Annotated in this window: 21 protein-coding genes; 5 read left to right on the top strand and 16 right to left on the bottom strand. The window is 70.0% G+C overall.

From position 1 onward, the window contains the following. The 5 genes from ACIA1L_RS31190 to ACIA1L_RS31170 form a co-directional block, all read right to left on the bottom strand. Window positions 1–1,257: a nucleotide sugar dehydrogenase gene (locus ACIA1L_RS31190; protein ID WP_396076619.1), complete on the bottom strand. Its 1,257-nt coding sequence runs from the start codon at window positions 1,255–1,257 to the stop codon at window positions 1–3. Window positions 1,258–1,267: 10 nt separating this feature from the next. After that, window positions 1,268–2,116 (bottom strand): WecB/TagA/CpsF family glycosyltransferase, encoded by an 849-nt coding sequence (locus ACIA1L_RS31185; RefSeq protein ID WP_396076658.1) that lies wholly within the window; start codon window positions 2,114–2,116, stop codon window positions 1,268–1,270. Between the two features lie 5 nt (window positions 2,117–2,121). Next, window positions 2,122–3,315, bottom strand: coding sequence for a hypothetical protein (locus tag ACIA1L_RS31180; protein ID WP_396076618.1), 1,194 nt, complete (start codon window positions 3,313–3,315; stop codon window positions 2,122–2,124). Window positions 3,316–3,615: 300 nt separating this feature from the next. Further along, the gene (locus ACIA1L_RS31175; protein ID WP_396076617.1) at window positions 3,616–4,539 is read right to left on the bottom strand and encodes a glycosyltransferase; all 924 of its coding nucleotides are present in this window, start codon (window positions 4,537–4,539) and stop codon (window positions 3,616–3,618) included. Continuing rightward, window positions 4,536–5,378, bottom strand: coding sequence for a glycosyltransferase family 2 protein (locus tag ACIA1L_RS31170; protein ID WP_396076616.1), 843 nt, complete (start codon window positions 5,376–5,378; stop codon window positions 4,536–4,538). The genes ACIA1L_RS31175 and ACIA1L_RS31170 overlap by 4 nt, the downstream gene beginning before the upstream one ends. A gap of 204 nt (window positions 5,379–5,582) precedes the next feature. Between ACIA1L_RS31170 and ACIA1L_RS31165 the strand changes: the two genes are divergently transcribed. Further along, window positions 5,583–6,794 (top strand): MFS transporter, encoded by a 1,212-nt coding sequence (locus tag ACIA1L_RS31165; protein ID WP_396076615.1) that lies wholly within the window; start codon window positions 5,583–5,585, stop codon window positions 6,792–6,794. Further along, window positions 6,791–7,813: a hypothetical protein gene (locus ACIA1L_RS31160; protein WP_396076614.1), complete on the top strand. Its 1,023-nt coding sequence runs from the start codon at window positions 6,791–6,793 to the stop codon at window positions 7,811–7,813. The genes ACIA1L_RS31165 and ACIA1L_RS31160 overlap by 4 nt, the downstream gene beginning before the upstream one ends. Here ACIA1L_RS31160 and ACIA1L_RS31155 read toward each other — a convergent pair. Further along, entirely contained in the window at window positions 7,800–8,456 is a 657-nt protein-coding gene (locus ACIA1L_RS31155) for a class I SAM-dependent methyltransferase (protein WP_396076613.1), read from the bottom strand. The genes ACIA1L_RS31160 and ACIA1L_RS31155 overlap by 14 nt on opposite strands. A gap of 203 nt (window positions 8,457–8,659) precedes the next feature. Between ACIA1L_RS31155 and ACIA1L_RS31150 the strand changes: the two genes are divergently transcribed. Genes ACIA1L_RS31150 through ACIA1L_RS31140 form a run of 3 tightly spaced genes read left to right on the top strand, consistent with a single transcriptional unit; the run spans window position 8,660 to window position 12,138 of the window. Further along, a complete protein-coding gene (locus tag ACIA1L_RS31150) occupies window positions 8,660–9,700 on the top strand; it encodes a hypothetical protein (RefSeq protein ID WP_396076612.1) in 1,041 nt (346 codons plus the stop codon). A gap of 21 nt (window positions 9,701–9,721) precedes the next feature. Then, complete coding sequence (locus tag ACIA1L_RS31145) at window positions 9,722–10,924, top strand: glycosyltransferase (RefSeq protein WP_396076611.1); 1,203 nt, start codon at window positions 9,722–9,724, stop codon at window positions 10,922–10,924. Beyond that, a complete protein-coding gene (locus tag ACIA1L_RS31140; protein ID WP_396076609.1) occupies window positions 10,921–12,138 on the top strand; it encodes a glycosyltransferase family 4 protein in 1,218 nt (405 codons plus the stop codon). The genes ACIA1L_RS31145 and ACIA1L_RS31140 overlap by 4 nt, the downstream gene beginning before the upstream one ends. 184 nt (window positions 12,139–12,322) lie before the next feature. Here ACIA1L_RS31140 and ACIA1L_RS31135 read toward each other — a convergent pair whose 3' ends face one another. From ACIA1L_RS31135 to ACIA1L_RS31090, 10 genes are all read right to left on the bottom strand, one after another. Next, entirely contained in the window at window positions 12,323–13,786 is a 1,464-nt protein-coding gene (locus tag ACIA1L_RS31135; RefSeq protein WP_396076608.1) for a lipopolysaccharide biosynthesis protein, read from the bottom strand. After that, window positions 13,783–14,517, bottom strand: coding sequence for a class I SAM-dependent methyltransferase (locus ACIA1L_RS31130; RefSeq protein WP_396076607.1), 735 nt, complete (start codon window positions 14,515–14,517; stop codon window positions 13,783–13,785). The genes ACIA1L_RS31135 and ACIA1L_RS31130 overlap by 4 nt, the downstream gene beginning before the upstream one ends. Window positions 14,518–14,686: 169 nt before the next feature. Further along, entirely contained in the window at window positions 14,687–16,069 is a 1,383-nt protein-coding gene (locus ACIA1L_RS31125; RefSeq protein ID WP_396076606.1) for an O-antigen ligase family protein, read from the bottom strand. After that, window positions 16,066–17,019 carry a hypothetical protein gene (locus tag ACIA1L_RS31120; RefSeq protein WP_396076605.1) on the bottom strand — a complete coding sequence of 318 codons (954 nt, stop codon included), beginning with the start codon at window positions 17,017–17,019 and terminating at the stop codon, window positions 16,066–16,068. Before ACIA1L_RS31120 ends, ACIA1L_RS31125 begins: the two co-directional genes overlap by 4 nt. A gap of 179 nt (window positions 17,020–17,198) precedes the next feature. Then, window positions 17,199–20,798, bottom strand: coding sequence for a DUF4082 domain-containing protein (locus tag ACIA1L_RS31115; RefSeq protein ID WP_396076604.1), 3,600 nt, complete (start codon window positions 20,796–20,798; stop codon window positions 17,199–17,201). A gap of 247 nt (window positions 20,799–21,045) precedes the next feature. Beyond that, complete coding sequence (locus tag ACIA1L_RS31110; RefSeq protein WP_396076603.1) at window positions 21,046–22,140, bottom strand: DegT/DnrJ/EryC1/StrS family aminotransferase; 1,095 nt, start codon at window positions 22,138–22,140, stop codon at window positions 21,046–21,048. A gap of 5 nt (window positions 22,141–22,145) precedes the next feature. After that, window positions 22,146–22,799, bottom strand: coding sequence for a NeuD/PglB/VioB family sugar acetyltransferase (locus ACIA1L_RS31105; RefSeq protein ID WP_396076602.1), 654 nt, complete (start codon window positions 22,797–22,799; stop codon window positions 22,146–22,148). Continuing rightward, a complete protein-coding gene (locus ACIA1L_RS31100) occupies window positions 22,796–23,911 on the bottom strand; it encodes a DegT/DnrJ/EryC1/StrS family aminotransferase (protein ID WP_396076601.1) in 1,116 nt (371 codons plus the stop codon). The genes ACIA1L_RS31105 and ACIA1L_RS31100 overlap by 4 nt, the downstream gene beginning before the upstream one ends. A 20-nt stretch (window positions 23,912–23,931) precedes the next feature. After that, the gene (locus ACIA1L_RS31095; RefSeq protein ID WP_396076600.1) at window positions 23,932–24,897 is read right to left on the bottom strand and encodes an NAD-dependent epimerase/dehydratase family protein; all 966 of its coding nucleotides are present in this window, start codon (window positions 24,895–24,897) and stop codon (window positions 23,932–23,934) included. Then, a complete protein-coding gene (locus tag ACIA1L_RS31090; RefSeq protein ID WP_396076599.1) occupies window positions 24,894–25,949 on the bottom strand; it encodes a Gfo/Idh/MocA family protein in 1,056 nt (351 codons plus the stop codon). The genes ACIA1L_RS31095 and ACIA1L_RS31090 overlap by 4 nt, the downstream gene beginning before the upstream one ends. Between the last annotated feature and the right edge of the window lie 398 nt (window positions 25,950–26,347).

The following is a 26,347-nucleotide window of genomic DNA, read 5'->3' as shown; positions in this document are numbered from 1 at the left end:
TCAGATCACCTCGACCGCGGGTCCGTGCAGCCGGCGGCGGGTGTCGAGCACGCACGTCGCCTCGGCGGCGATCAGGTCGTAGTCGAACTCGTCGTGGTCGGCGAGCAGCACCACAGCATCGGCACTGCGCAGCTCCTCGGCGGTCAGCGCGACCATGGTGAGGTCGGGTGCCCCGTGGACGGCCTCGACCACGTGCGGATCTGCCACCCGTACCTCCGCGCCCAGCTGCCGCAGCAGCTGCACGACCCGGACGGCGGGCGACTCGCGGGCATCGCCGGTGTTTTTCTTGTAGGCCAGCCCGAGCAGCAGGATCCGGCTGCCGGAAACCGCGAGCCGGCGGCGGTTGAGCGCCGCGCCGAGCCGGCGGACCACGTAGTCGGGCATGTGGTTGTTGATGTCGTTGGCGAGGTCGACGAACCGGAAGCTGTGGCCCAGCGCGCGCTGCACCCGCCAGGACAGGTAGGACGGGTCGACCGGCAGGCAGTGCCCGCCGACGCCGGGGCCGGGCGTGAACCGCATGAAGCCGAACGGTTTCGTCGAGGCCGCGTCGATGGCCTGCCAGACGTCGATGCCCAGATCGGCGGCGATCATGGCGATCTCGTTGACCAGCGCGATGTTCACGTGCCGGAAGGTGTTCTCGATGAGCTTGGCCAGCTCGGCCTCCCGGGTGGACGACACCGGCACCGTGGTGTCCACGACCGTGTCGTAGAAATCCTTGATCCGCTGCAGCGACGTCTCGTCCACCCCGGACACGATCTTCGGGGTGTTCACCACGTTCCAGACCGGGTTGCCCGGGTCGATGCGCTCGGGGCTGAAACCGAGCGCGAAGTCGGTCCCGGCGGTGAGGCCGGACGCCTTCTCCAGGATGGGCCCGACCACCTCCTCCGTGGTGCCCGGATAGGTGGTCGACTCCAGGACGACGATCGCGCCCGGGCGCAGGTGTTCCCCGAGCAGCTCGGCGCTGGCCTCGACGTACGACAGATCCGGGGCGCCGTCGCGCAGCGGGGTGGGGACGGTGATCAGGGCGATGTCGTACTCCGCACAGTCCGCCGGGTCGGTGCTGGGCCTGAACGTTCCCGCGGCCAGGACCGCCCGCAGGCGCTCGGCCGGAATGTCCTCCACGTACGACTCGCCGCGGGCGAGGCGGCCGACCCGGACGGTGTCGACGTCGTAGCCGACGACCTGGTGGCCGGCCTCGGCGGCACGGACGGCCAGCGGCAGCCCGACGTACCCCTGGCCGGCGATGACGACTCGCATGGCGGTCCCCTCAGTTGGTGGTCGAGCGCCCGGACCGTGCCCACTCCCGGGCGACGAGCCGAATGAATGCGACGTTGGTGGTCAGGTACCGGCCACCGAGCCGGCGCGGCTCCTGCAAGACGCGGTACAGCCATTCGCAGCCCATCCGCTGCCAGAGCAGGGGTGCCCGCTTCACCACCCCGGCCAGCACGTCGAAGGAGCCGCCGACGCCGTGCACCACCTTCGCGCCGGTACGGGCGCCATAGGTGGACACGAAGACCTCCTTCTTCGGCGAGGTCATGCCGAGGAACAGCAGATCGGCACCGCTGGCCTTGATGGCGTCGGCGACTGCGGGAGTCTCGTCGTCGGCGTAGTAGCCGTGGTAGCTGCCGGCGATGCGCAGGGCGGGATGTTGGGCCCGGAGCCGCTCCATCATGGTTTCCAGCACCTCGGGCCGGGCGCCGAGGAAGTACACGGAACGGTCCTGCACTTCGGCGAGGTAGAGCAGGCGCTGGAACAGGTCGATGCCGGCCACCCGCTCGGGCAACCGTCGGCGCAGCAGCCGGCTGGCCCACACCACGGACTGCCCGTCCGCGACGATGAGGTCGCAGCCCAGCACCGCGGCGCGCAGGTCGGGGTCACGACCCATCTTGACGATCTTGGCGGCGTTGACCGCGCCGACCTCGAGCAACTCGCCACGATCGACCGCGGCCATGCAGACCGCCACGGCCTCACCGAGGCTCAGCGCGTCGACCGGCACCCCGAAAAGGTCGTAGCGAGCGTGCACCCGCCCCGTGTCGTCCAGCCCCGTGTCGTCCAGCCCCGTGTCGTCCAGCCCTGTGTCGTCCAGCCCTGTGTTGTCCCGCTGATCCGCCTGCATCGCCGTCACCGTCCCTTGTTATCGGTGGCCCACGTGAAGAACAGCCAGCCAAACTCGTACGGCCGGCACTCCCGGTCGAGTGAGGTCGGCCGGTAGATCCGGTCGATGATCGGCAGGCGCAGCCCGGAGCGGGCGCGCGTGGTCACCGTGTGCAGGCCGCGGACGATCTTGCGGGGGTCGCCGCGGTACACCTTGCGGACGGTCAGCCCCTCGTCGTCGAGCAGCAGCGGCTCCCCCGCGTCGCCCAGTTCGTCGGGGTGCAACAGCCAGTGCAGTCCCCGGCGGATCGGCTCGCTGTAGTCGCCGCCGCCGGCCTCGGCGAGGTCGAGCAGCGCCATCGGGGCCATGGCGTGCTGGTGCACCGCATAGACCGGGTAGCCCTCGATGACCGCGCCGGTGCGGGCGTCGTAGTGCCACCACCACTGACCGCCGGGGCCCTGCAGCCGGCAGATCTGCTCCGCGGTCCGCCGGGCGGCAGCGAGGGCTGTGGCGTCGTCGCCGGAGCGGTGCAGCCGGGCGAGCGCCTGCACCGGGTAGACCTGATCGGCGAAGCAGGCCACGTGGTCGCGGTAGGTCTTGACCAGGCCGGGGCCGGTGACGTGCGGGAACAGTGGGCTGCCGCCGACGATGCTGCCGAGCAGCCGCTGCCGGGCGTGGGCCAGGTAGGCCTCGACGTCGAGCTGGTTGCGGGCCTCAGCCAGGGCCGACACGACCCAGGAGCACTCGACGACGAACTCGGGCGCGGTCCGCCGGTCGAACTCGCGCAGTCGCCGGATCGCTTCCGGCAGCAGGGGGTGACTGGTCTGCGCGGCGCACCAGGCGATCAGAGCGATGTCGCCGAGGTTGGTGCTGTTCGCTTGCCGGGTGATGAGCTGGGCGATGAAGTCATCGAGCGTCCGTCCGCCCAGCAGCGCCGGTTGGGCTGCCGCCGGCAGCCGGGCCACCCCGAGGGCCACGATGGCGGCGTAACGCAGGCTCGTGCCGGCCAGCTGCGCGGTCACACGGCCATTCGTCCGCGTGAACGTCCGGGTGAAGGCGAATTCCCCGGTTTCCGCGCGAAACATTTCTTCCAGGCCGCGCGAGGCGAGCGCAAGGAGACGTTTCGTCAGCTCACCGGTCGTGTTGTCCAGCTGGGCGAGCCTTGCGGGTGCGGGAGTCATGTCGTCCTTCCGGGGAACGGCGAAGGGCGGGATCGGCATCCACACAGGACGGGCGCGCAACAATGGCGGCCGGGCGGGGTGAATGTGGCCCACCACGTCGGACCGGGGAGCCGAGAAAGAGGCTACTGAGGACGGTTGGTCCGCCGAAAGGTGTGACGGCTAGCTGACATTGCGTCCTGACCGTTTCGCTCGGCCCCTTCCGTTTTCTCCGGCCGACCGGGTCGGTTCGGATCCTCGGAACGGTCAATACCTGACGCGCGATCCGGATCGACGCACATCACCCTTCCGGCGAGCTTCCGGAAATGGTAAATGAACGTCGTGTCAACAAAGGAATGACGGCTAGGAGGCCGGCGGGAACGGCAACCGTTCCGGACGGACGAGCGCGGCAGCAGCCTGGCGGCTACGAGGGTGGCCCAACGCCGCCCGAGACGCCTCGCGGAGCAGGACCACCGACCAGAAGAGTGCGGCAGCGGGCCGGGAGTGGCGCATCCGGAACAGCCGGACCCGGTTGACCGTCAGCAGGCTCCACAGCACCGGTGACACCCGCGACTCCCCGCCGATGTGCACCACCTCGGCGCCGGCCACCAGGACGGTCAGGAAGCCGTGGTCGCGGGCCCGTAGCGAAAACTCGGTCTCCTCGGAGTACAGGAAGAACCGCTCCTCCCACGGACCGCAGGAATCCAGGCACTCTCGGGAGATCAGCATGACGGCACCGGTGGCCCAGTCGGCGGTGCCGTCACGGAAGTACGCCGCACGCTCGAGCACTGTCTCGCCGAGCCCGGCAAAACGCCCGGCCCGCTGACCCAGCAACGCCTCACCGAGAGCGCGAAACACGGTCGGCTCCCGGCGTAGAGACAACGCAACGCCGCCGTCCTCGTCGAGGATGCGCGGCACCGCGATGCCCACGCGCCGCGCGCCGTCCCCACCGAGCCGGGCCACCATTGTCGCCACCGCACCGGCGCTGAGGCGTACGTCCGGGTTGAGGAGCAGCACCGCATCGAACGGGTCTGCGGCCTGCACGCCGGCGTTGAATGCGGCCGCGTAACCGGCGTTGCGGCCGGTCTGTGCGATCCGGCAGCCGGGCACCATGCGGCGGGCGATCGCCACGCTGTCGTCGGCCGAGGCGTTGTCCGCGATGGTGAGGTGCCAGTTCAGGCCCTGCAGGCCAGCGTCGAGGGAACTGAGCAGGCCGGGCAGGACGGCAGCACTGTTGTAGGTCACGACGACGACGGCCACTGTGGGCGTACGCAAAGAATTGCTCATGCCGCGCGGCTGCTCTCATCGCGCAACCAGGTGGTGAAGTCGCCGGAACGGATGGGCCTGCGGGCGCGCCAGCGGGTGATCGCGGTGACGGCGAGGAACACCACCAGCTTCGGTGCCGTCGTGGGGCGCTCGCGAACCACCCGGACCAGGTCCGCGCGGGTGGTCCGGGCGGAGTCCACCGTGGTGGGCGCGACCTGCTGCAGCTGGGTGGTGGCAGTGACCGACCGCACCCGGCGACGCACGAGGTCGCGCAGGGTTCGGGGCGGATGCACCACCACCCGGGCTGCGGGCACCACCCGCCGCTCCGCCGGGGTGAACGCGACCGATGCGGCGAGGTCGTCGCCCATCACATCCGGCAGGGTGCGCAGCCGGCGCCGGGCGTCTGCCGCGACCGCGATGACGCCCCGGCCGAACAGGCCCGTGCGGACCACCGGAAGCTCCTGCCAGAAGTCGTAATACCAGCGCACCGGCCACGACGAACGTCCGGTCGCGACGGTGCGCTCCGGGGCGACGGCCAGCACGCCGGGCTCGCGCAGCGCTGCGGCCAGCCGGCGCAGGTCTTCCGCGCCGATCTCCACATCGGCGTCCAGATAGACGACCTCGACACCCGAGGCCCGCTCGTCACCGACCCGCAGCGCGGCGTACTTCCCGGCACGGGTGAGCGGCACGACCACGACGGAGTCGCCGAACGACCGGGCCACCTGCTCGGTGTCGTCGGTGCACCCGTTGGGCACGACGACGATCTCGAACTCGCCGGGCTGCGCGCCGGCCAGCAACCCACGCAGCAGCCGGCCGATGACCGGCGCCTCGTCATGCGCGGGAACCACTACGCTGATCACACATCGAAGTATGTCCACCGATCGCTGGGCGCACCACCGACTGTCAGATCTCGGTCCAAGGACGCACCGGACGGCCAGCACGGAAGGACCGTCGGGAGTGGTGCATCGTCCGCACGGCCGAGTGCGGCGGGCGGCCCGCGCGCGTATCGATGGAGTCCGGCGAATCAGCGACGAGAGGGGCGGGGCCGCTACGTGTACGTCTCGATGCGTGATCGGCCCGCGGCCCCGGCGGACCGGCACGGCAGCCGGGTGGCGACGACCGTACTGCTGCTCGGTGTGGTCAGTCTGCTCACCGACGTCTCGTCGGAGATGGTCGCCGCGGTGCTGCCGCTCTATCTCACCGCGCAGGTCGGGCTGGGCTTTTTCGCCTACGGTGTCGTGGACGGCCTCTACCAGGGCGTGAGTGCCGTGGTCCGGATCGCTGGCGGTTACGCCGGCGACCGCGGCGGGCGTCCGAAACGGATCGCGCTCATCGGGTACGGCGTCTCGGCGCTCAGCCGCATCGCCCTGCTCCCCGCCCAGGGCTTCGCCGCCGTCACGGCCGTGATCACCGCCGACCGGCTGGGCAAGGGCCTGCGGACCGCGCCGCGGGACGCGATGATCGCTGGTGCCTCCGATCCCGGCGCGCTCGGGCGGGCGTTCGGCGTGCACCGCACGTTGGACACGATCGGTGCCGCGCTCGGCCCGCTGGTCGCCTTCGCGCTGCTCATGGTCGTGCCGGGCAGCTACGACTCGGTGTTCGTCGCGTCGTTCGCCTTCGGCGTCATCGGGTTCGCCGTTCTGGTCCTGTTCGTGCCCGACCTGCGCACCGGCTCGGCGGCCCGGATGCGGTTGCGGGCAATGGTTCGGGAACTCAGCGGGGTCCGCCTGCGTCGCCCGCTGATCGCCACCGCGCTGCTCGGTCTCCTCACCGTCGGCGACGGATTCCTCTACCTCGCGGTGCAGCAGCGTGACGACCTGGCCGCCGGCTTCTTTCCTTTACTGTACGTAGGCACAAACGTCGCGTACCTCGCGTTGGCCCTGCCGCTGGGCCGCCTCGCCGACCGCATCGGCCGGGGCCGGGTGCTCGTAGGCGGCCACGTCGCTCTCGTCGCCGCCTACGTGCTGGCCGGCGGGCCCTTCACCGGCATCGCCCCGACGATCGGAGTGTTGTTGCTGCTCGGCGCCTTCTACGCGGCTACCGACGGCGTGCTCGCCGCCCTGGTCAGCAGGTTGGTCAGCGAATCGGCGCGAGGCAGCGGGATTGCAGCCGCCCAGACCGTCGTCGCGCTCACCCGGTTCGCCGCCGCGATCGGCTTCGGCGGGCTCTGGGTGCTCATCGGTCGGGCCGACGCGCTGCTGCTGGTTGCCGCCCTGCTCGCTGCCGCCCTGCCGGTGGCCTGGTGGCTGCTGCGCCCGACTGAGGCGCACGGATGAGCGGGCGGGTCCGACTCTGGGTCCTGGCGGGCGTAGTGCTGCTCGCCCTGGTCGCGTCCGGGGCGTACGTGCTGCGGGTGCAGCAACGGCAGGCGGCGGCGAACTCAGCGCCGGGTGCACCCCGCGCCGACCTTGCGACGGTGACGGCGACGCCGCACCTGGTCTTTCGCAACACCGCCCTGGGCGAGGGATACGGTCGACTCGCGCTGGTGCCCACGTCCGCGCCGACCGGCCCCCGCGCGCTGACCGAGATGTCGTGCGAGCGGGTGTACGCGGTAGCCACGCGCTCGGTGTGCCTGTCCGCCCGCCGCGGCATCACCAACACCTACCGGGCGCAAGTGCTCGGCACGAACTGGGCACCGGCCGGGGAGCTGCCGCTGAGCGGACTGCCCAGCCGCGCCCGGCTGTCCCGCGACGGCGCCCTGGCCGCCACGACGACGTTCGTCTACGGCGACTCGTACGCCAGCCCGGGCCAGTTCTCCACCCGGACGACGGTCACCCGTATCGCCGACGGGCGGCACACCGACCTGGAGGATTTCCGGCTCGAGGTGGACGGCCGAGCCGTGACGAGCGTCGACCGCAACTTCTGGGGGGTGACCTTCGCGGCCGACGACGACACCTTCTATGCCACTGCAGCGTCGGGCGGCCGGACCTGGCTGGTGCGCGGCAGTGTCTCGGCACGCCGGATGACGGCCCTGCGCGGCGATGTCGAATGCCCGTCGCTGTCTCCGGACGGCACCCGCATCGGTTTCAAGAAGCACGGGGACCTGCCGGCGGGGCGCTGGCGGCTGGCCGTGTACGACCTGCGTACCGGCGCCGAGACCATGCTGGCCGAGACCCGCAGCGTCGACGACCAGATGGTGTGGCTCGACAACACGACCGTCCTGTACGGCCTGCCGCGCACGGCCGACTCCGGCGCCGCCACCAGCGACATCTGGGCAGTGCCGGCAGACGGCGCCGGCACACCCCGAGTTTTCGTTCCTGACGCCTGGTCCCCCGCGGTGGTCAGCCCTTCTTGACCGCGATCAGGGATTTCGTCAGCCCGGCGATCCGCTCACTGAGCAGCTCCGCGTCCGGGAAGTAGTACCGCATCTGGCTGCGGTCGAGCAGTTCGGTCCAGAGCACGCCGGTCAGCGCCTCGCGCAGGTTGGCCGAGCGGACGTGCGCGAGCGGCCACCGGCGGGCAAACACCGCCCGGGCACGAACCGGCAGGAACTGCATCCCGGGCGCGATCCAGTGCGGTTCCACCGGGAAGTACCGGTACGGCGTCTGCACCCAGTGCGCGGGCGCGAGCCGGTGCACCGACTCGGCGAAGCGCAACCGCCGCTCATGGCCGCCGACGTGTTCGATGACGGAGTTCGAGAAGACCAGGTCATAGGTGTTCGCCGCGATCCGGTCCGGCAGTGCACACGCGTCGCCGGTTTCGGCGGTGATCCAGTCGGGGACCTCGGCCGGCGGCGTGTCAATGTTGACGACGTGCACGTGCTTCGGATGCAGCGGCGACTGTGTCCAGGTCCCCGCATCCCCACCGAGGTCGATCACCGTCATCTGGTCGAGGTCCGGGAACGCCCGGACGAGCCATTCCCAGCGGCGTGCCCGGCGGCGGCCGCCCCAGGAGTCATCACGGTCGACGACACGTTCCCGAATGGACTGTGAACCCATGCGCGGGACCCTAGCCCGCCGCCGGATCCAGCCCAAGGGCGCACCGCGCCCCTGGTCGCCCTTCCGACACCACAGCGCCGCTTTTCGTCCAGCCGGGCGCATCGGACTGACCGATGTGGTACATCGATCGGTACGCATGGTTCTCGTGCCCGTGGCCCGGCGTCGCTAGGGTCCCCATGTCCACCGCTCGCGAAGGGGCTGCAGTGCGCAAACCGATCGTCCTGCGGGTCGCCGTCGTGCTCACCGTCGTCGCGCTGCTGTCTGCCGCCACCTGGTGGGCTCTCACCCGCGACGCCGATCGGCCGCCCGCAGCCGCGCCGACCGCTGCCCCATCGTCGGTCGTCCCGGACAGTGCTCCCCCGAGCACCTCGGCACCGCGACCGTCAGCGCAGGCCAGCTCGACGACCACGACGCGGCCACGTCCCAGCGCCAGCGCGAGTGTCAGCACCACCTCAGTTCCTCAGGGCCGCGGCTCGTTCCCGGACGCGGGCACCACCGGTGTGCCGGACGGAGTCACGCTCAAGGCGGCGTCGACCACCTCGCTGCGCATCCGCAAGGCGGGCACCGTCATCGACCGTGCCGACATCCAGGGTGAGATCAGCGTCGAGGCCAACAACGTCACCATCAAGAACTCCCGGATCGTCAACGCCGGGAACTGGGCCATCGTGCAGCGCCCCGAGGCGTCCGGTCTGGTGGTGCAGGACAGCGAGATCAGAGGCAACGGCAAGGACCGTCTCCAGTACGCCGTCCTCAACCTCGGCAGCGGCGACGTCACGATCCTGCGCAACGACATCTCCGCGGTCTCCGACGCGCTGTCCACAAACGTCGGTCTCATCGAGGGCAACTACCTGCACGACCCGATCTACTTCGACGGCGACCACACGGACATGATCCAGTCGAACTCCGGCCCGCCGGCCGGCAAAAGCCTGGTGATCCGCGGCAACACGGTCATCAACACCCTGGAGCAGACCGCGGCCATCGCCCTCTTCCAGGACTTCGGCGTCCAACACGACGCGACCATCGAACGCAATCTGCTCGCCGGCGGCGGGTACGCGCTCTACGGCGGCGCGGGCAAACTCGGCACCTCGTACAACATCAAGGTGATCGGCAACGTGTTCAGTCGCGAGGTCTTTCCCAAGAGCGGCCAGTGGGGGGCGGTGGCCTACTGGGACAAGGCCGGCAGCGGCAACGTCTGGCGGGACAACGTCTGGGCCGACACCGGCCGGACCGTCGCGGCAGACTGACGAGAGACGGAGCGCCGAACCGTGCCCACACCCACCCGTACGCTCGACGGCAGCCGCGGCGACCTGATCGTCTACTACGCGGGCAGCCGCTGGGACGGCCCCCCCGGGCACGACCGCCAGATGGCGGAGGCGCTCAGCCGGTACCGGCCGGTGCTCTTCGCCGAGCCGCTCATCTCCGCGCTGACCGGCGTCAACCGTCCCGAGTTGGCCCGGCTCCTGGACCGGCCCCGACTGCAGGTCGTGTCCACGCGACTGGCTCACCTGGTCACCCCGGTCGTGCCCGGCTTCAGCAGACCCACCGTGCACCGGGTGGTACCGCCCATGGTCCGCCGGGCCACCCGCCGTGCCATCGACCAGCTCTACGGACGCTCGACAGCCGAACCGCTCGCCGCGGTGATCTGCAGCCGCTTCGGCGATCCGGGGCTGCCCGTTGCGGCGCGGCGTCGGATCTTCTACGTCACCGACGACCTGGTGGCCGGGGCCGGCATGGTCGGCCTGCAACGAGACTGGCTGCTGCGCGAAGAAGCTGCCTCGCTACGCCAGGCAGATGCGGTGGCCGTCGTCTCCGAAGCCATCCAGCAGCGGTACGCCCGCGCCGGAATCCACGCCGAGTTCGTCGCCAACGGCTGCCGACCGGACGTGTACGCCGCAGTGGACGACGCGCCCCCGCCGCCCGACGTTTCGCTGCCGGGGCCGATCGCCGGACTGGTCGGCCACGTCAACGACCGCATCGACCTGGCCCTGCTCGAGGCGGTCGCCGACACGGGGGCGTCGCTGCTCATCGTGGGGCCGGTGGCGCCCGGCTACGACACCGCCCGCTTCGAGGCCCTGCACAGCCGCCCGAACGTGTGCTGGACCGGCCCCAAGCCGTACGCCGACCTGCCGTCGTACCTGCGGCTCATCGATGTGGGCCTCACCCCGTACGCGGACAACGCGTTCAACCGGGCCAGTTTCCCGCTGAAAACCCTCGAATATCTCGCCGCCGGTCGCGGGGTGGTCGCCACGCCACTGCCCGCCGTGACCTGGCTCGGCACTGACCTGGTCAGCATCGCGTCCACGCCGGCTGACTTCGCGGCCCGGGTGCGGGAGGCGCTCGCCGTGCCTCGTACGGTCGCACTCGCGGCCCGCCGCCAAGCGTTCACCCGGGAGCACAGCTGGGATCGACGCGCCCAGCAAATCGCCCAGCTGCTCGGGATCGGCGCGGCGCAGGTGCAGCCCCGATGAAGATCCTCGTGTTCGCGCACCGGCTGGAAGTCGGCGGCACCCAGGTCAACGCGATCGAACTGGCGGCGGAGCTGCGCGACGCGCACGGGCACGACCCGGTCCTGTTTGCCACGCCGGGTCCGATGGTGGAACTGGCCCGGGCCAAGGGCCTGCGGTTCCTCCCCGCACCGGAGGCCGCCTGGAATCCGTCGTGGGCCCGGATGCGGGCGCTGCGGGAGGCGGTCCGCCGCGAACAGCCCGACCTCGTGCACGCCTGGGACTGGCCCCAATGCCTCGACGCCTACTACGGGGTGCATCTCACCCGGGCCGTGCCGCTGCTGGTCACGGTGATGTCGATGGCGGTGCCCCGGATGGTCCCGCGCAGCGTCCTCACCACGTTCGGCACTCCGGAGCTGGTCGATCAGGCACGGGCGGCCGGGCGGGAGCGGCTGGGCCTGATCCTGCCCCCGGTCGACGTACACCACAACGCGCCGGATGCGGCGGACGGCGCCGAGTTCCGCGCGCAGCACGGCCTCGACCCCGACGAGACTGTGCTGGTGACCGTGTCCCGCCTGGTGGGGCATCTGAAGCTGGAAGGCTTGCTTCGCACCGTACGCGCGATGGCCGTGCTGGGCCGCGAGCTGCCCCGACTGCGCTTCGTCGTCGTCGGCGACGGCACCGCCCGAGCGAGCATCGAGCAGCTCGCCGACCAGACCAACACCGCGTTGGGCCGGCCCGCTGTCGTGCTGACCGGCGCGCTGGTCGATCCCCGGCCGGCGTACGCGGCGGCTGACGTCGTGGTCGGCATGGGCGGTTCCTCGCTGCGCGCCCTGGCCTTCGCCAAGCCGACCGTCGTGGTGGGCGAGCAGGGTTTCGCGTCAGCCTTCACCGACCAGACCGCCGACCAGTTCTTCTACCAGGGCATGTACGGCCTCGGCGACGGCGACGAGGGCGACTACCGACTGCTCGCCGAGCTGCGCCGGATCCTAGGCGCGCCGGAACGGTTCACCGAGTTGGGCGCGCTCTCCCGGAATTTCGTCGTTCGCCACTACTCGCTCGAATCCGTGACCCGGCAGCTGGCCGACCTCTGCGAACAGGCAGCCGCCGACCGGCCGGCGCTGCGGATCAGGGCGACCGACGGCATCCGCACGGCCGCGGTCCGGTTCGCGGGCAGCGCGATGCCCCACGCATGGCGAAACCGCATCGGCCGAGCTACGGCTGCGCTGCGCGGCTAGCGGGCTCGGCTCGCCGCGGCGCAGAAGACGCGGCAAGCTCCGCGGTTAGCCCGCTCGGCCCGCCGCGGCGCAGAAGACGCGGCAAACTTCGCGGCTAGCCCGCTCGGCCCGCCGCGGCGCAGAAGACGCGGCAAACTTCGCGGCTAGCCCGCTCGGCCCGCCGCGGCGCAGAAAGCGCGGCAAGCTATGCGGTTGACGAACTTGGCTCCGCCAGCGGCGGAGCAACCCGAGCGAGCCGGACGATCGGCCAGGCCACGGCGCCGAATGCGGCCGCACCGGCCAGGCTGCCCGCGAGCAGCGTGACCAGGTCGCCGTCGACCAGTCGGAGGACGACGAGGGCCACCGCGACGGCGGCCGCTCCGGCAGCCAGGGGACGCCGGGCCGCGCGCAGCACGTCGCGCGGTCTGATGGCCAACGTGCCGAGAGCTGCCAAGTACAGCGGAACCGCGACCCCGAGGGCGACGACGACGTGCGCGATAGCCGCGCCTCGGAGGCCGCCCTGCAGCGCGCCGACGGTGAGAGCGGGCACCAGGGCGAGGATCCAGCCGCCCTGGATGAACAGGGTCAGGCGGGCCTTACCCGCGGCGGTCAGCACGTCGGCGGCGAGCTGCATAGCCACCCGCACGGCGCCGAGTACGGCGAGGAAGGTGAGCGCCCCGGCGGCGGCCGCCCAGCCTGGCCCGTACACGAAGCGGGTGGCCGGCAGGGCGAACACGGCGAGTAGGGCGGCGGCCAGCGTTGTCGGGGCCAGGATGAGCGTCAGCGAGCGGCAGAACGCGGCTCTGAGCTCGCCCGGGTCGTGCTGCAGCCGGGCGAACGCCGGGACGGACACGCGGGCGACAGCAACTGACAGGATGCTCACCGGCCAGCTCGACAGGTTGAAGGCCAGCAGGTACAGGCCCAGTGCCTCGGGTCCCAGCAGGCGTCCCACCACGATGTAGTCGACGTTCATCAGGCCGACCGCTAGGAGCAGGGTGCCGGCGATGGGCAGGCCGGCGGTCAGCACGTGCCGGGCCACCTCCGGCGACCAGCCTGGCCGGAACCGCTGCGGCGTGAAGGCGAAGAGCAGGATTCCGTTGACGATGTTGCCGACGAAGCGCCCCCAGGCCAGGCTCCACGCGCCGAAGCCGAGCAGGGCCAGCACGATCGACAGCCCGAGGGTCACCACCATGCCGGTGAGGTCCGCGGTGGCTCGCTTACCCTGCTGGAATGACCGGGTGAGCAACGCCGACGGTACGGCGAACAGGCCGTTGACCAGGACGGAAACCGCCATCAGCCGAACGATGCCGGCCGCTTCCGGCGCACCGAGGGCGGTCGCGATCGCGGGCGCGCCGAGGAAGGTTCCGGCGGCGAGCAGAAAACTCGCGCCCAGGATGATGCTGGTGGCGGTCGGGGCGATCGCCTCGATCCGGCCCGACCAGCGCACCAGGGTCGGCTCGAGGCCGAGGTCGTTGACGTTCGCCACGATGAGCAGCACCACCAGCGCGACGGTGAACTGCCCGTAGTCTTCGGGCGACAACAGCCGCGCGAGGACGATGCCGCTGAGCACCGTCCCGGCGCGGGTGGCGATGCTGCTGAGGAAGCTCCAACCCAGGCCGCGCCGGACCACCTTGCCGAGCGGCTCGTCCACGGTCTCCGAGGTCGTCACCGGCCAGGCGTGCCGCGCCGCCGGCCGACGGGCAGCTGCGCCCGAAGTTTGCGCGCGCTCTGCCGCACCCGGTGGTGGGTGCTCAGCCGGATGCGCTGGGACAGCGGCGCGAACGAGTAGTCGGGGTAGCCGCGGTTGAACGGCTGGAGGTGCCAGTTGTCGTCCGGGTCCGCCTCGGCCAGCTTGCGGAACGCGGCAGCCCGGTGGTCGGCCACCTCGAGCAACTCCCAGTCGGCGGAGCCCTGCATGAAGCCGTAGACGACCGCGACGGCCGGCATCGGGACGTCGTCCAGGACGAGCACGCCGCCGACCGCCAGCTTCTGCTCCACGTAATGGAAGTCGATCGTGGGATGCGGGAAGGAGTGCTTGCCGTCGATGAAGGCAAGGTCCACCGGCCGGTCGAGCGCCAGCGCGGGGAGGGCGGTGTCGCTGGTCTCGGCGCGGAACGACAGCCGGCTCGTGTCCAGACCGATCTTCTCGCAGTAGGCCCGGATGCGCTGATGCTCATCGGGGGCCGGACTGATCGCCGTGTGCTCCGCGCCGGCCGCCGTGAAGATGACCGTGGACGCGCCCGCGCCCGTCTCGATCGTCCGGTCACCGGCACGGACGTGCGCAGCCAGCAGTCCCAGCGTGTCCGGCAGGGCGTTCCAGACGCGGGTCCCGCCCGCGTGGAACACCGGAGCGTCGGTCATCAGCCGGTCCACGATCGAGGCTGCCGCGCTGTCCTTCATGGATCCCCCTCGTTTCGCGTGTAAGCATCTCGCAAGATACCGATATCGATGGGCGGATTCCTCCGCCGTTCAGTCGTCTCTGGCCCGCCCGGCGTGCGATCGTGCCGCGCTGATCAGCCGGGAAGGCTGACACAGTCATATCCATGCTTGCCGATCACTGATTTCTCGACTAAGTACCGAACCACCGCGGTGTGGACGTACGGACCTCGCGGGACGGGTGGGTGAAACGCCACAGTGCGCCACAGATCCCGATCAGCATCCCGAGCGTGAGCGAATACGTCGTGTAGGTGAGCGAGTCGAACGTGTAGGCGATGAACATGGCTACCACCTGCGTCGAGATCAGCACCAGGCACAGGTGCCGGTCGGCGAGGCTGGATGCCCGGCGGAAAGCGATGCTGGCGAGGACGATGGCGGTCAGGTGCAGCACGGCGAGCACGATGACACCGACCGTGCCGACCTCGAGTGCACTGCGCAACCACTGGTTGTCCAGGAACTGGTACATCGGCGGCTCCCAGGTGCCGGTGCCTCGCCCCCACCACGGCCGCTGGCTGAAGTAGTAGCCGACCATGGCGTACCGCTCGGTGCGGACCTCGATGCTGGAGTCGTCGCTGGCCCCGGCGAAAATGTCGTAGAACATGCGCACGGTCGACGGCTGCACCGCCGACATCGCGACCACCGCCGTCACTCCCATGGCGATCACGTTGTAGCGGGTCCGCCAGGTCCAGAGCGGCATCAGGATCAGGATCGCGATGACGACCGAGATGATGCCGGTGCGGGAGATGGTGACCAGAATGCCGGCGACGATGAGGAAAGCGGCGACACCGAACCACCGCCGGCTGCGCACGGAGGCGGCGAACTTGGCGAAGTGGATGGCGATCGGCAGAGCCAGCGACAGGGTGGCGGCAAGCTCCAGATAGTGCGTGGTCGTGCCCGCTACCCGCAGGCCACCGCCGCGCTCCTGATAGCCGGGAATCCCGAGGTTGGACAATCCCGGCACCGTCATGTATTCGACGATGTTGACCGGCAGCACCTTCTGCAGCAGGCCGATGAACGACATGTACACGCAGCACCAGACGAACACCTGCAACGCGACGCGAAGCCGGTCCCAGTGGGACAGCCCATCCGCCGCCACCAGGATCGCGCCGATGAAGGCCGCGCCACCGGCCAGCAACGCCCGGTCCGCCGCATTCGCTTCGAGCGGGGTCAGGCCGCGTTCGAATCCGATCACGTACGACGCCAGCAGCGACAGCAGGTAGAGCAGCACCGCCCAGCGCACCGGCTGTGGCCCCGGCATCGCGAGTCGGGGGTTGCCTCGGGTGCCGACCCACCAGAAGAACATCACGGTGCAGAGCACGGTGCCGGGCCGGCCGACGTCGGCGGAGGTGCCGGGAATGATCAGCCGGGACGGAATCAGGGTGAGGAGGCAGATCACCAGCCCGAAGGCCAGGGCCGCATCCACGCGCACCCGTCGGCGCCGGGTCGCATAGGTCTGCTCGGCGAAGCGCGCCGGTTCGAGGTCCGCGGCGTGGAAGGCCGGCGCGGGCACGGTCATCTGCCGCGGTCGTCGGGCGCCCCCGGCTCACCTGCGCGGGGTGTACGAGGCAGGAGGATGGTCGCGTCCGACGCCGTGGTGGACGAGATCACGACGGTGCCGCCGTTGCGTCCGTTGCCGGTCGAGGCGTGCTTGCGGTCCCGGTCGCTCACCCGCTCCGGGTCTTGGAGGAACTGCTGCAGCTGCGCGGTCTTCTCCCATTCCGCCGGCTCCTGGAAGTTCCGGGGTGGTCCGACGTCCGGATGGGAGCGCTGACGGACCATGAGCGGCACGCCGTCATCGGTGGTCTGCACCGGCTGCTCGGTTGACGGCTCCGCCGTGGACTCGGCGGCCGCGTGCCGGGACCGGCGCCGCCGACGCAGCAAGGCATCGACCATGATGGTCACCCCACCGGTGAGCAGGATGCCGATGGCGAACACCACGACCACCGCCCGTTTGACCTTGCCGCCCGGCCGTTTGACGTTCTCACCCTTGTCGAGCCGGTACGCGGTGATCATGTCGGCCGACTTGACGCCGTACTGCTGCTGGAGCGCCGCCACAGACTGCTCGTAGTGGCTGGTGATCAGCGCCGTAGCGGAAACCGCCTGGTCCAGGGTCGGCGCGATGACCTCCACGATAGCCACCGGGTTGCGGTCTCCGATGGTGATCTCGAAACTCGCGCTCTCGTCCTGGACCTTCAGGGTGTCGAGGAACGTCTGGTCCTGGGTAGCCACCATGGCGGCGTTGCTCAGCGAGGTGATGCCGAGGGCCAGCCACGGGTTCTGCGCCTTCTCCGCCTTCTCCGGATCGGACACCGCCGTCGGTGGGATCAGCTGCACGTACGCGGTGATCGCGTAGTCGGGTTTGATCGCGACCGCGGCGTATGCCGTGGCCCCGAACGTCACCAGCAGCAGTGTCACCGAGATATACCAGCGGCGGACCAGGAGTTTGGTGAGGTCCCAGAAGTCCATGCCGTTCTCCTCTGCCGGTTGCGCCTTCCTGGAGGACACCGTCGTGCCACGCGCGTCGAGCGCACACGACCGACCGTCCCTCCAGGAATCACGGCCGAGACTAGCGTTGATCGTCGGCGGCAGCCATCCGTCATCGGGATCGATTGAATCGGACAGCCGACACCGCTACCCGGTGGCGGTCACCCAGCGGCCGGGATGAATACCGGGTCGACCCAGAAATGATGGCTCGTCGTCCCGGATGGGAAGCCGGCGCCGTACTTGAACCGGCCACCCTGCGCTGGCACGTGCAGCGGGGCGTGGTGTGCCCCCGACGAGAGCCCGTTCAGGTCGACCGCATAGTGACCGTCTGTCATGGCGTACGACACCACGTAGGTCGTGCCTGGCGTGATGGCTACCGGGGTGGAGAACAGCATGGTCTGCCAACCGGAGTCGGTCTCGCTGACGAAGGTTCCGGTGGCTAGCAGCACACCTGCCGTCGACCAGAGCGAACCGGTGTGGGTGCCGCTGTTGTCCGACCCCTTGTAGTACCGCACGCCGTGGACCGCACCCGCGACGTCCGAGGTGAAGGCCATGCCCACCTCGATGGCCGACGGGTCGTTCCATTGCGGGTTGACCGGCGTTGCCGAGGCAGGAAAGACGGTGATCGCACCGGGAGGCAGCGGCGGCTGGGGCGGCTGCGGCTCGGTGGGCGCGGCGACGAACAACGGGTCGACCCAGTAGTTCGTGTTGCCGAACGAACTCGTCGGGAAGGCGTCTGACCCGTACACGTAGACGCCGTTGTTTCCGGCGGGCGCGCTCAGCGGGCCGTTGGTCCATCGGGAGGTGAAGAAACCGCCGCTCGCCGCGTAGTTGCCGCGCGGGGCGAAGTACGACGCCACGTAGGTCGAACCCTTGGTGACCTGCACCGGCTCGGCGAAGTACACGGTCTGCCAGCCGCTCGCGGACTCGGCTACGAACGTTGCCGAGGCCAGCCGGGTGCCGGTCGAGGACCAGACGCTGCCAACGTGCGACCCGCCGTTGCCGGTGCCCTTGTAGAAGCGCACGCCGATCACCGAGCCGTTGCTGTTCGGGGTGAAGCGCACGCCCAGCGTGGTGGCACGCGAGTCCTTCACCGCGGGTGACGCGGGTGTGTCGACCGCGGAGAAGAGCTTACTGACCGTGGTCGATGCCGGGTCGGTGGTGAACGTCCAGACCTGCGGCGCCGCCATCGCGTTGCCGTTCGTGTCCGACGCGGTCACCGAGGCCGTGAACTTCTGCCCCGGCGCGAGCGGGTTGGTGGGCGCGAACCGGGCCGTCCGCGACGGACCGTCGTAGGACGTGGACCCGGCGACCGCGACGTTTCCAGCACCGGTGACGGTGAACTGCACCGTGGCCGGGTTGATCGGCTTGCTGAAGGACGCGGTCGGCTGCGCCGAAACCGGCAGGTAGACGGCGTTCGGCGTCGGCGTCACCGACAGGACGGTGGGCACCGTCAACGCCGAGGAGTCGAACAGCACGTCAACGTAGTAGTTGGTGGCGTTGTAGGAACGCACCGGGAAGTCACCCGGCGCTCCGTACACGCCGTTACCGCCCGAGTCCTGACTGCGGGGAGCGCTCAGCGGCGCCGCCACCAACGGGTGGTAGGCGAGTGTCCACGGATCCGCGGCGTACCGCCCGTTGGGTGCGCTGTATGACGCGACGTAGGTGGTGCCCGCGACGACCGGCACGGCGGGTGAGAGCACCAGGGTCTGCCAACCGGTTGCCGTCTCACCGGTGAACGTTCCCCCGGCGAGCAGGTCACCGTTCTCCGACCAGAGGCTGCCCGTGTGCGTTCCCGTGTTTCCGGTGCCCTTGTAGAAGCGGATGCCCTTGATGAAGCCGTCGGTCTGCGGGATCACCTTGATGCCCAGTTCGGCCGCGGAGGTGTCGCCGGACGCCGGAGTGCCGGGCACCTGCTGGCCGAACAGGCTGGTCGAGCCGGTCAGCGCGAGATTTCGCGTGGCGGCGCTGCCGATATTCGCGCTGTCGTCGGCGGCCCGCACCTTGATCGCCGCTGCGCCGTCACCGGTCACCACGCCGCTGTACGACCAACTCGTGGTCCCGGTGGCCGGATGCCAGGTGGCGCCGTTGTCCAGCGACACCTCCACGCCGGCAACCACTCCCCCGGCGTCGGTCGCGGTGCCCGAGACGGTGATCCGCGCGCCGTTCGCCGCGGAGGCGCCCGAGGCAGGCGCGGTGATGGTCACGACCGGCCCGGTGCTATCCGTGGAGGCGGAGGCCGCAACGAGCCCACTCATCCGGGTCGCCGGCTGGACGCGCATGTCCGCCAGCAGGTTCAGCGTGGCTTGTTGCATGCGCAGGTCGGCGGGGACCGGGTCGTACGAGCTGTCGTGGTCGGCGTCGAGGCCCCAGGCGTACTGCACGGTGCCGGCGCCGAAGACCAGGGCGCCGCTGGGCGCCTTGTAGAGCGTCATGTGGTGGGTCGTCGTTCCGGGCGTGACGACCTCGCCGAAGTCGCGGAGGTACTCCGGGGTGTCGCCGGTGGTGGTCGACAGCCGGATCAGCCCGGCCGGCCGGAAACCGTTGTCCAGATCCTCGTCCGACTCGTACCCGACCGTGTGCGGGGCGAGGGTCGCTGTGGATCCGGCCGGCAGCGTCGCGACCGTGGTGTTGCGCCAGAAGCGGTTCCTGCCCTGAGCTGCGGGGACCTGCATGGTCAGGTCGGTGCTGTTGGCCTTGAAGGCGGTGCCGGTCAGCGCGTTTTCCGGGCGGCCGCCGTTGGACGGCGGACTGAACCGCGGGTCACGCCAGGTGCCGGTCCATTCGGTGGTGGGGTCGCTCTTGCGGCTGTCCCAGGTTTCCTTGTAGCAGACCAGCGTGCGGTGGCCGATGTTGGCGCCGTCCTTGCTGTTCTCCCACCGGGTCTTCCAGTAGACCTCGTTGCCGCTGAGGAAGGCGAGGCTGGTGCCCGCGTCCCGCGCCGCCTCCACCGCGGTGCGCTGCGGTCCCGACCAGTATTCGTCGTGCCCCACGGACAGGAACACCTTGTGGTTCTCGATCAGGCCGCCGCGGCGGTCGCCGTCGACGTCGGTGGTGTACGTGACGTCGTACCCGTTGCGCTCCAGGAAGCGGATGGTCGGATATTCGGTGCTGAACAGGAAGTCGCGTCCGTCGAAAGCGCCCCGCGTGGCGAACGGCCGGTTGTAGCTGATCTTGGTGGCCCTGCCGTTCGGCCCGGCATAGAAATTCGCACCGCCATAGGTGTTGTACGCCTGCCACGTGGCGTCCGAGGTCTTGAACAGCACATCGGACGTGCTGGTGTCGTCGCGCACCACGAACGTGACGTGACTCGAGCCGCCGTCGTCCGTACGGGTCAGCAGCGCGAAGTAGACGCCGGAGACTGCCGTCGCGGGCACCGGCCAACTGGCCGACACACCCCAGGTGCCGCAGTCGTAGATCTGGGTCGGCACGTCGGTCACGCACGCAGTGTTCTGGTTCTGCGCGGGGAATGTGCCGGTCAGCGACGTCACTTTCCGGGCGCCATTGCCGCCGTAGTAGCCGAGCCGGTAAATGTCGATGGTGTAGGCGTGCTCGGCCCGTACCTTGAAACTCACTGTGCTGCCGGCGTTGACGCTCATGTCCGTCGCGAAGCCCTGCAGCGTCTCGTCGCCGGCGCCGGTGATCTGCCAGACGTCCGGGGCGGTGCCGGGCTTGGCGTTCTCGCACACCACGGGGTTGGGTGAGCAGGTGGCCGCGGCTGCGGACCCGGAGAGGCTGGCGGTGGCGCCGGCCACGAGCACCGCGCCGATGGCAATCCGCGCGACGGTCCGCCGCGCTCGTCCGCCTAAGCTTTGCATTGTTGCCGCGCCTCTCCGCTGAGGAATCCTCTTCCTCCGCCAATCGGAGGGTGCGATTTCACTAATTCCGGCAGTTGTTGCGAATGGTGCGCGGCCGAAAGCGACCGCTCAGAGTCCACAGCCGACGATAAGACTCCGCAGGATCGCCGGTCCTCCACCGATAGGCCAGGACCGGGCGAAGATCGTCGCCTCAGCGCAGCGCCTCGGCCAGGGCTGCTACCACCGCGTCCTGCTGCGCCGCGGTGATCTGCGGATAGATGGGCAGGGACAGCAGTTCGGGCGCTGCCGCCTCGGCATTCGGAAATGACCCACCAATGTCGGCGAATGCGCCGGTCCGGTGCACCGGCACCGGGTAATGGATCGCCGCGCCGATCCCGGCTGCGTGGAGTTGGGACAGCACCGCATCCCGCCGGCCCGGAATCCGGACACAGTAGATGTGCCAGACATGGTCATTGCCATCGAGCGTCTCCGGCCGCACCACTTCGAGCCCCGCGAGCAGCTCGGTGTAACGGGCTGCGGCACGGCGACGTCGCTCGTTCCAGGCTGCCAGCCGGGCGAGCTTCGCGCGCAGCACCACCGCCTGCAAGCCATCGAGCCGACTGTTCATCCCCACCAGATCGTGCACGTACTTGGTGAGACCGCCGTGGCTGCCCAGCGTGCGGACGGTGGTGGCAAGCTCCGGCGAAGCGGTGACCACCGCACCGGCATCACCGTAGGCGCCGAGATTCTTACCCGGGTAGAAGCTTGTCGCGGCAATGCCGTCCACACCGGCAGCGCGGCCGTGCCGGGTAGCCCCCTGGCACTGCGCGGCGTCCTCGACGATCGCCACGTCGCGACCTTGCAGGCCTGCACGCAGCAACTCCACCGGGGCCAGCTGGCCGTACAGATGGACGGGGACGATGGCTCGGGTTGCCGGCGTCACCGCAGCGAGTGCAGCCTCGACGTCGATCAGGTAGGTGTCCGGCATGCAGTCGACCAGCACCACGCGAGCACCGGCGCGGGCCACCGCCTCGGCGGTGGCGATGAAGGTGTTGGCGGGCAGGATCACCTCGGCGCCCGGGCCGACCCCGACGGCACGCAAGGCGAGTTCGAGGGCGTCGGTGCCGTTAGCCACGCCCACGCAGTGCTCCACACCGGAGAACGCGGCGTACTCCTGCTCGAATGCGGCCACCTCGGCACCGCCGACGAACGCGGTCTCGGCGAGGATGCGCTTGAAGCCGGCCTCGACCTCTTCGGCCACTTCCGCGTGGGCGGCAGCCAGGTCGACGAGCGGAATGCGGTTCATGGATGTCAACTCCTCGACGCGACCGTGACGTCCGCGTCACGGAGCTTGCGGGCCGGGTTGCCGGCCCAGATCTGGTCCGCGGGCACATCGCCGAGCACGACGGACCCCATACCGATGAGCGACCGGGCACCCACCGTGCAGCCCTCCCGGACGAGCGCTCCGGCGCCCACATAGGCACCGGATTCCACCACCACGCCACCGCCCAGCCGGACCCCGGAGGCCACGGTGGCATAGTCGGCCACCCGGTCGTCGTGAGTCAGCACCACCTGGGGCATGACCGCCACGTGTGCCCCCACGGTGACGTCGGCGGTCAGGACGACCCCGGCCAGCAGCACGCTGCCCGGACCCACCACGCTGCCGGCGCCGATCTCCACGGCCGGGTGCACGACCGTGGCGTACCGGTCGGCGCCCAGTCCGAGGCGCGCCACGATGCGCCGCCGCACGTCATAGGCCCGCGGATTGCCGACGCACACCACGATTGCCGGGTCGGGCAGCCGCAGCACACTGTCGATGGCGCCGAGGACCGGGAGCCCAGAACGAACAGTGCCGTGCAGTGCGACATCGTCGTCGACGAATCCCCGGACCCGCCAACTGGCAGCCGCGGCCGCAGCCGTCTCCCGGGCGAAACCACCCGCGCCCACGATGACGAGGTCCCTCACCGGCCGCTCAGCTCGCGCAGGATGCCCACGATGAAGTCCTGGTCGTCGGCGCTCAGCGCATGGTGCAACGGCAGGATCAACGAATCGCGAGTCAGCCGCTCGGTCACCGGCAGCGGCCCGGGCGTCATATCCGCGTACGCCGGCTCGAGGTGGGCGGCCATGATCCCGCGCCGGGCGGACACCCCGCGGCCGGCCAACTCGGCCAGTGCCTCGTCGCGGCTCACACCGTAGGAGGGATTCAGCAGCACCCAGAACGACTGATAGTTGGTCTGCCCATAGGCCGGATCACGCACCGGCACCAGGCCGTCGATGTCAGCCAGCAGCTCGTGGTAGCGGGCGGCGAGTGCGCGGCGCTGGGCCACCAGGCCGGGCAGGCGACCGAGTTGCACCAGGCCCACCGCCGCCTGAATGTCGGTCATCCGGTAGTTGTACGCGGTCTCCAGGTAGGCCTCCAGCACCGGCTGGGCGCTGGCATGCCGGTCGGCTGCCGAGACGTTCATGCCATGCTCCCGCAGCCGGCGCAGCCGCGCCGCCCCCTCGGCATCGTCGAGGGTGACCATGCCGCCCTCACCGGTGGTGATCAGCTTGCGCGGATGGAAGGACCAGGCCGCGATCGCGGCACCGGCGCCGGCCGGCTGCCCGTAGGCGGTCGACCCGGCCGCACATGCCGCGTCCTCGACCAAGCCGACACCCCACCCGTCCGCGGCCTTGCGGAGCCCCGCGGTGTCGAACGGCACGCCGCCCTGGTGCACAGCGATCACCGCCCGGGTCCGCGCGGTGCGAACAGCGTCGATGGTCTCCACGGTGAGGTTCCCGGTGTCCAGGTCGACGTCGGCGAAGACCGGTGTCGCACCGACGTAGCGGACCGCGTTGGCGGTGGCGATGAACGACAGCGACGGCACGACGACCTCGTCGCCGGGCCCCACGTCCAGCAGCACCAGCGCCAGGTGCAGCGCTGTGGTGCAGGAGCTGACCGCCACACCGTGCCCGGCGCCGACGGTTGCCGCGAAGTCCTGCTCGAAGCGGGCCACGCGTGGACCCTGCGCCACCCACCCGGACCGGACGGCCTCCGCCGCGGCCTGCGCTTCCTCCTCGCCGAGCTGGGGAATCATGACCGGAATCCTGCGTACGCTCATCGCGACGCCCGCCACCAGTCCACCAAGCCTTGCAAGCCGTCCCGCAGTTCCAGCTCGGCACGGAAGCCCAGCTCACGCGCTGCCGCCTCGGTGTCGGCCAGGCGGCGGGTGACCCCGTTGACCGCACGCGGCGGGCCGTGTTCCGGGGCCAGATCCGACTTCATGACCTCGCTCAGCGCCCACGCCAGCTCCTTGAGGCTGGTCTCGGTGCCACTGGCGACGTTGAACACCTTGTCGGTCACGTCAGCCCGGGCGGCCAGGATGTTCGCGCGGGCAATGTCCGCGACATGGACGAAGTCCATCGTCTGCAGGCCGTCGCCGAGAATCAGCGGCGCAGTGCCCGCCTCGATGCGTTCCATCCAGCGGATCAGCACCTCGGTGTACAAGCCGTGGATGTCCATCCGGGGGCCGTACACATTGAAGTAACGGAGGGCGACATAGTCCAGGCCGGACATGCTGTGGAAGCTGCGCAGCGTGGCCTCGTTGAACGCCTTGGCCGCGCCATAGAAGGTGTCGTTGTGGTACGGGTGGTGCCGCTCCGGGGTGGGGAACTCCTCGGCCAGGCCGTACACCGAGGCCGAGGAGGACGCGATGACTTTGCGGACATTCTCGGCTGCGGCCGCCTCGACCACGTTGAAGGTGCCGTCCACCAGCACCTCGTTGGCGAGCCGGGGATCCTCCGCGCACTGGGTGATGCGGATGGCGGCCAGGTGGAAGACGAGGTCCTTGCCGGCGGTCGTCTCGCGTACCAAATCGCGGTCTCGAATGTCCCCCTCGACCAGCCGGACCGGACCGTTGGCCGTGCCCCAGGCCAGATTTTCCCGCCGGCCCCGCACGAAGTTGTCGAGAACGACGATCTCCGCCGCCCCGCCGCGGACCAGCTCGTCGACGACGTGCGAGCCGATCGTGCCCGCCCCGCCGGTGACGAGGACCCGTGCGCCCTCGATGTCCACACCCGTCACGCCATGCGCCTCTCGTCGAGCTCGACCATCGTTCCGCCCTGTGCCAGGCTGCGCGAGGCCGCCTGGAGGATTTCCAGCACCCGCAGCCCGGACCGCCCATCGGTCAGCGCGGGCGTGCCCGTGGTAATGGCGCGGGCATACTCGTCCACCATCGTCCGCAGCGCTTCTCGTTCGGTCAGCGCGGGCGCGACCATGTCTCCGGACCGGTAGGAGACCAGGATGTCGCGACGCTGTTCGTCGCCGAGCTCCTCCGGAGACGCCACATCGACACCTCGGTCATAGATGGCGAGCCGCTGACTCGGGTTGAGGTCATCGAAGACCAGGGTGCGTTTCGAGCCGCCGAAGATGGCCGTCCGCACCTTCACCGGCGACAGCCAGTTGACGTGAATGTGCGCGATCGCTCCCGTGTTGAGCCGCAGCGTCAGATAGGCCACGCAGGACCGGCCAGCACCAATTCCGTCGGCGCCGTGCGCGGCGACGGCCACCGGTGTCACCCCCGGCGGCAGCACGAAATCGAGAATGGACAGGTCGTGCGGGGCCAGGTCCCAGACCACGTCAATGTCGCGCTGCACCAGACCGAGATTGATCCGTACGGAATCCAGGAAGTGCAATTCTCCCAGCTCACCGGAATGCAGCAGCTCGCGGATCCGCAGCACCGCCGGGGTGTAGCAGTAGGTGTGGTCGCACATCAGCGTCAGGCCGCGCCGGTCCGCCTCCTCGACGAGCCGGCGGCCTTCTTCCCGTGTGGCGGCGAGTGGCTTCTCGACCAGCACGTGCTTGCCGGCCCGCAGCGCGGCCATCGCGACCGGCAGATGGGTGCCCGCCGGGGTGGCAATGGCGACGGCGTGCACGTCCGGGTCCGCGAGGACTTCGTCCAGCTCGGCGGAGACCCGCACGGTGGAGTAGTCCCCCAGCACCCGCCGGGCCCGCTCCACGTCGAGGTCGCAGAGCCAGCGCAACCGGAAGGCGGGAGTGGACTGGAAATTGCGGACCAGGTTCGGACCCCAATAGCCGGCCCCCACCACAGCTATTCCGATCGGTACGTCACGCACAGAAAATCCGTTTCGTAGGGGAAGCTTGAGCTTCGCCGGAAATGCGGGAACGCGCTCGTGCTGAGTCGACGGTGCACCATGGAGCAAACGCAGCCGCCGATCGATGGCAAGCTATCGACCTTGCCGGTCCGCCGCCAGATCCCTGACGGAATTCCGCGGCACCGAAGCGCAATCCGATACGTTCGGCTGCCGTCCGTTACGACTGTCGGCCAGCGCGGGCGCCAACCTTCGGCCACATCGGCCAGCAAGGTCGGCAATCCGACACGACACCACCCGCGCCGACCATTAGCATGTCCGCGTCCAGAAAGGACTCTCAATGAGCGTGTCAAGCCGTGATGGTGGGGGGTTCGTCCTGCCAGGTGCGGTTGTCGCGGATGAGGGCCCACAGCACGTTGGTA

It is taken from the genome of Actinoplanes sp. NPDC051859 (assembly GCF_044452725.1).
Taxonomy (GTDB): domain Bacteria; phylum Actinomycetota; class Actinomycetes; order Mycobacteriales; family Micromonosporaceae; genus Actinoplanes.
Note: the sequence above shows the minus strand (reverse complement) of the source record. Positions and strands in the feature narration are given on the sequence as shown.

What these genes read in the sequence shown, in the direction of transcription:
- ACIA1L_RS31185 (WP_396076658.1), bottom strand. Translation starts at nt 2,116, where the DNA reads ATGCAGGCGGATCAGCGGGACAACACAGGGCTGGACGACACAGGGCTG.
- ACIA1L_RS31125 (WP_396076606.1), bottom strand. Translation starts at nt 16,069, where the DNA reads ATGACCGTGCCCGCGCCGGCCTTCCACGCCGCGGACCTCGAACCGGCG.
- ACIA1L_RS31130 (WP_396076607.1), bottom strand. Translation starts at nt 14,517, where the DNA reads ATGAAGGACAGCGCGGCAGCCTCGATCGTGGACCGGCTGATGACCGAC.
- ACIA1L_RS31100 (WP_396076601.1), bottom strand. Translation starts at nt 23,911, where the DNA reads ATGATTCCCCAGCTCGGCGAGGAGGAAGCGCAGGCCGCGGCGGAGGCC.
- ACIA1L_RS31155 (WP_396076613.1), bottom strand. Translation starts at nt 8,456, where the DNA reads ATGGGTTCACAGTCCATTCGGGAACGTGTCGTCGACCGTGATGACTCC.
- ACIA1L_RS31120 (WP_396076605.1), bottom strand. Translation starts at nt 17,019, where the DNA reads ATGGACTTCTGGGACCTCACCAAACTCCTGGTCCGCCGCTGGTATATC.
- ACIA1L_RS31160 (WP_396076614.1), top strand. Translation starts at nt 6,791, where the DNA reads ATGAGCGGGCGGGTCCGACTCTGGGTCCTGGCGGGCGTAGTGCTGCTC.
- ACIA1L_RS31165 (WP_396076615.1), top strand. Translation starts at nt 5,583, where the DNA reads ATGCGTGATCGGCCCGCGGCCCCGGCGGACCGGCACGGCAGCCGGGTG.
- ACIA1L_RS31180 (WP_396076618.1), bottom strand. Translation starts at nt 3,315, where the DNA reads ATGCCGATCCCGCCCTTCGCCGTTCCCCGGAAGGACGACATGACTCCC.
- ACIA1L_RS31175 (WP_396076617.1), bottom strand. Translation starts at nt 4,539, where the DNA reads ATGAGCAATTCTTTGCGTACGCCCACAGTGGCCGTCGTCGTCGTGACC.
- ACIA1L_RS31140 (WP_396076609.1), top strand. Translation starts at nt 10,921, where the DNA reads ATGAAGATCCTCGTGTTCGCGCACCGGCTGGAAGTCGGCGGCACCCAG.
- ACIA1L_RS31110 (WP_396076603.1), bottom strand. Translation starts at nt 22,140, where the DNA reads ATGAACCGCATTCCGCTCGTCGACCTGGCTGCCGCCCACGCGGAAGTG.
- ACIA1L_RS31190 (WP_396076619.1), bottom strand. Translation starts at nt 1,257, where the DNA reads ATGCGAGTCGTCATCGCCGGCCAGGGGTACGTCGGGCTGCCGCTGGCC.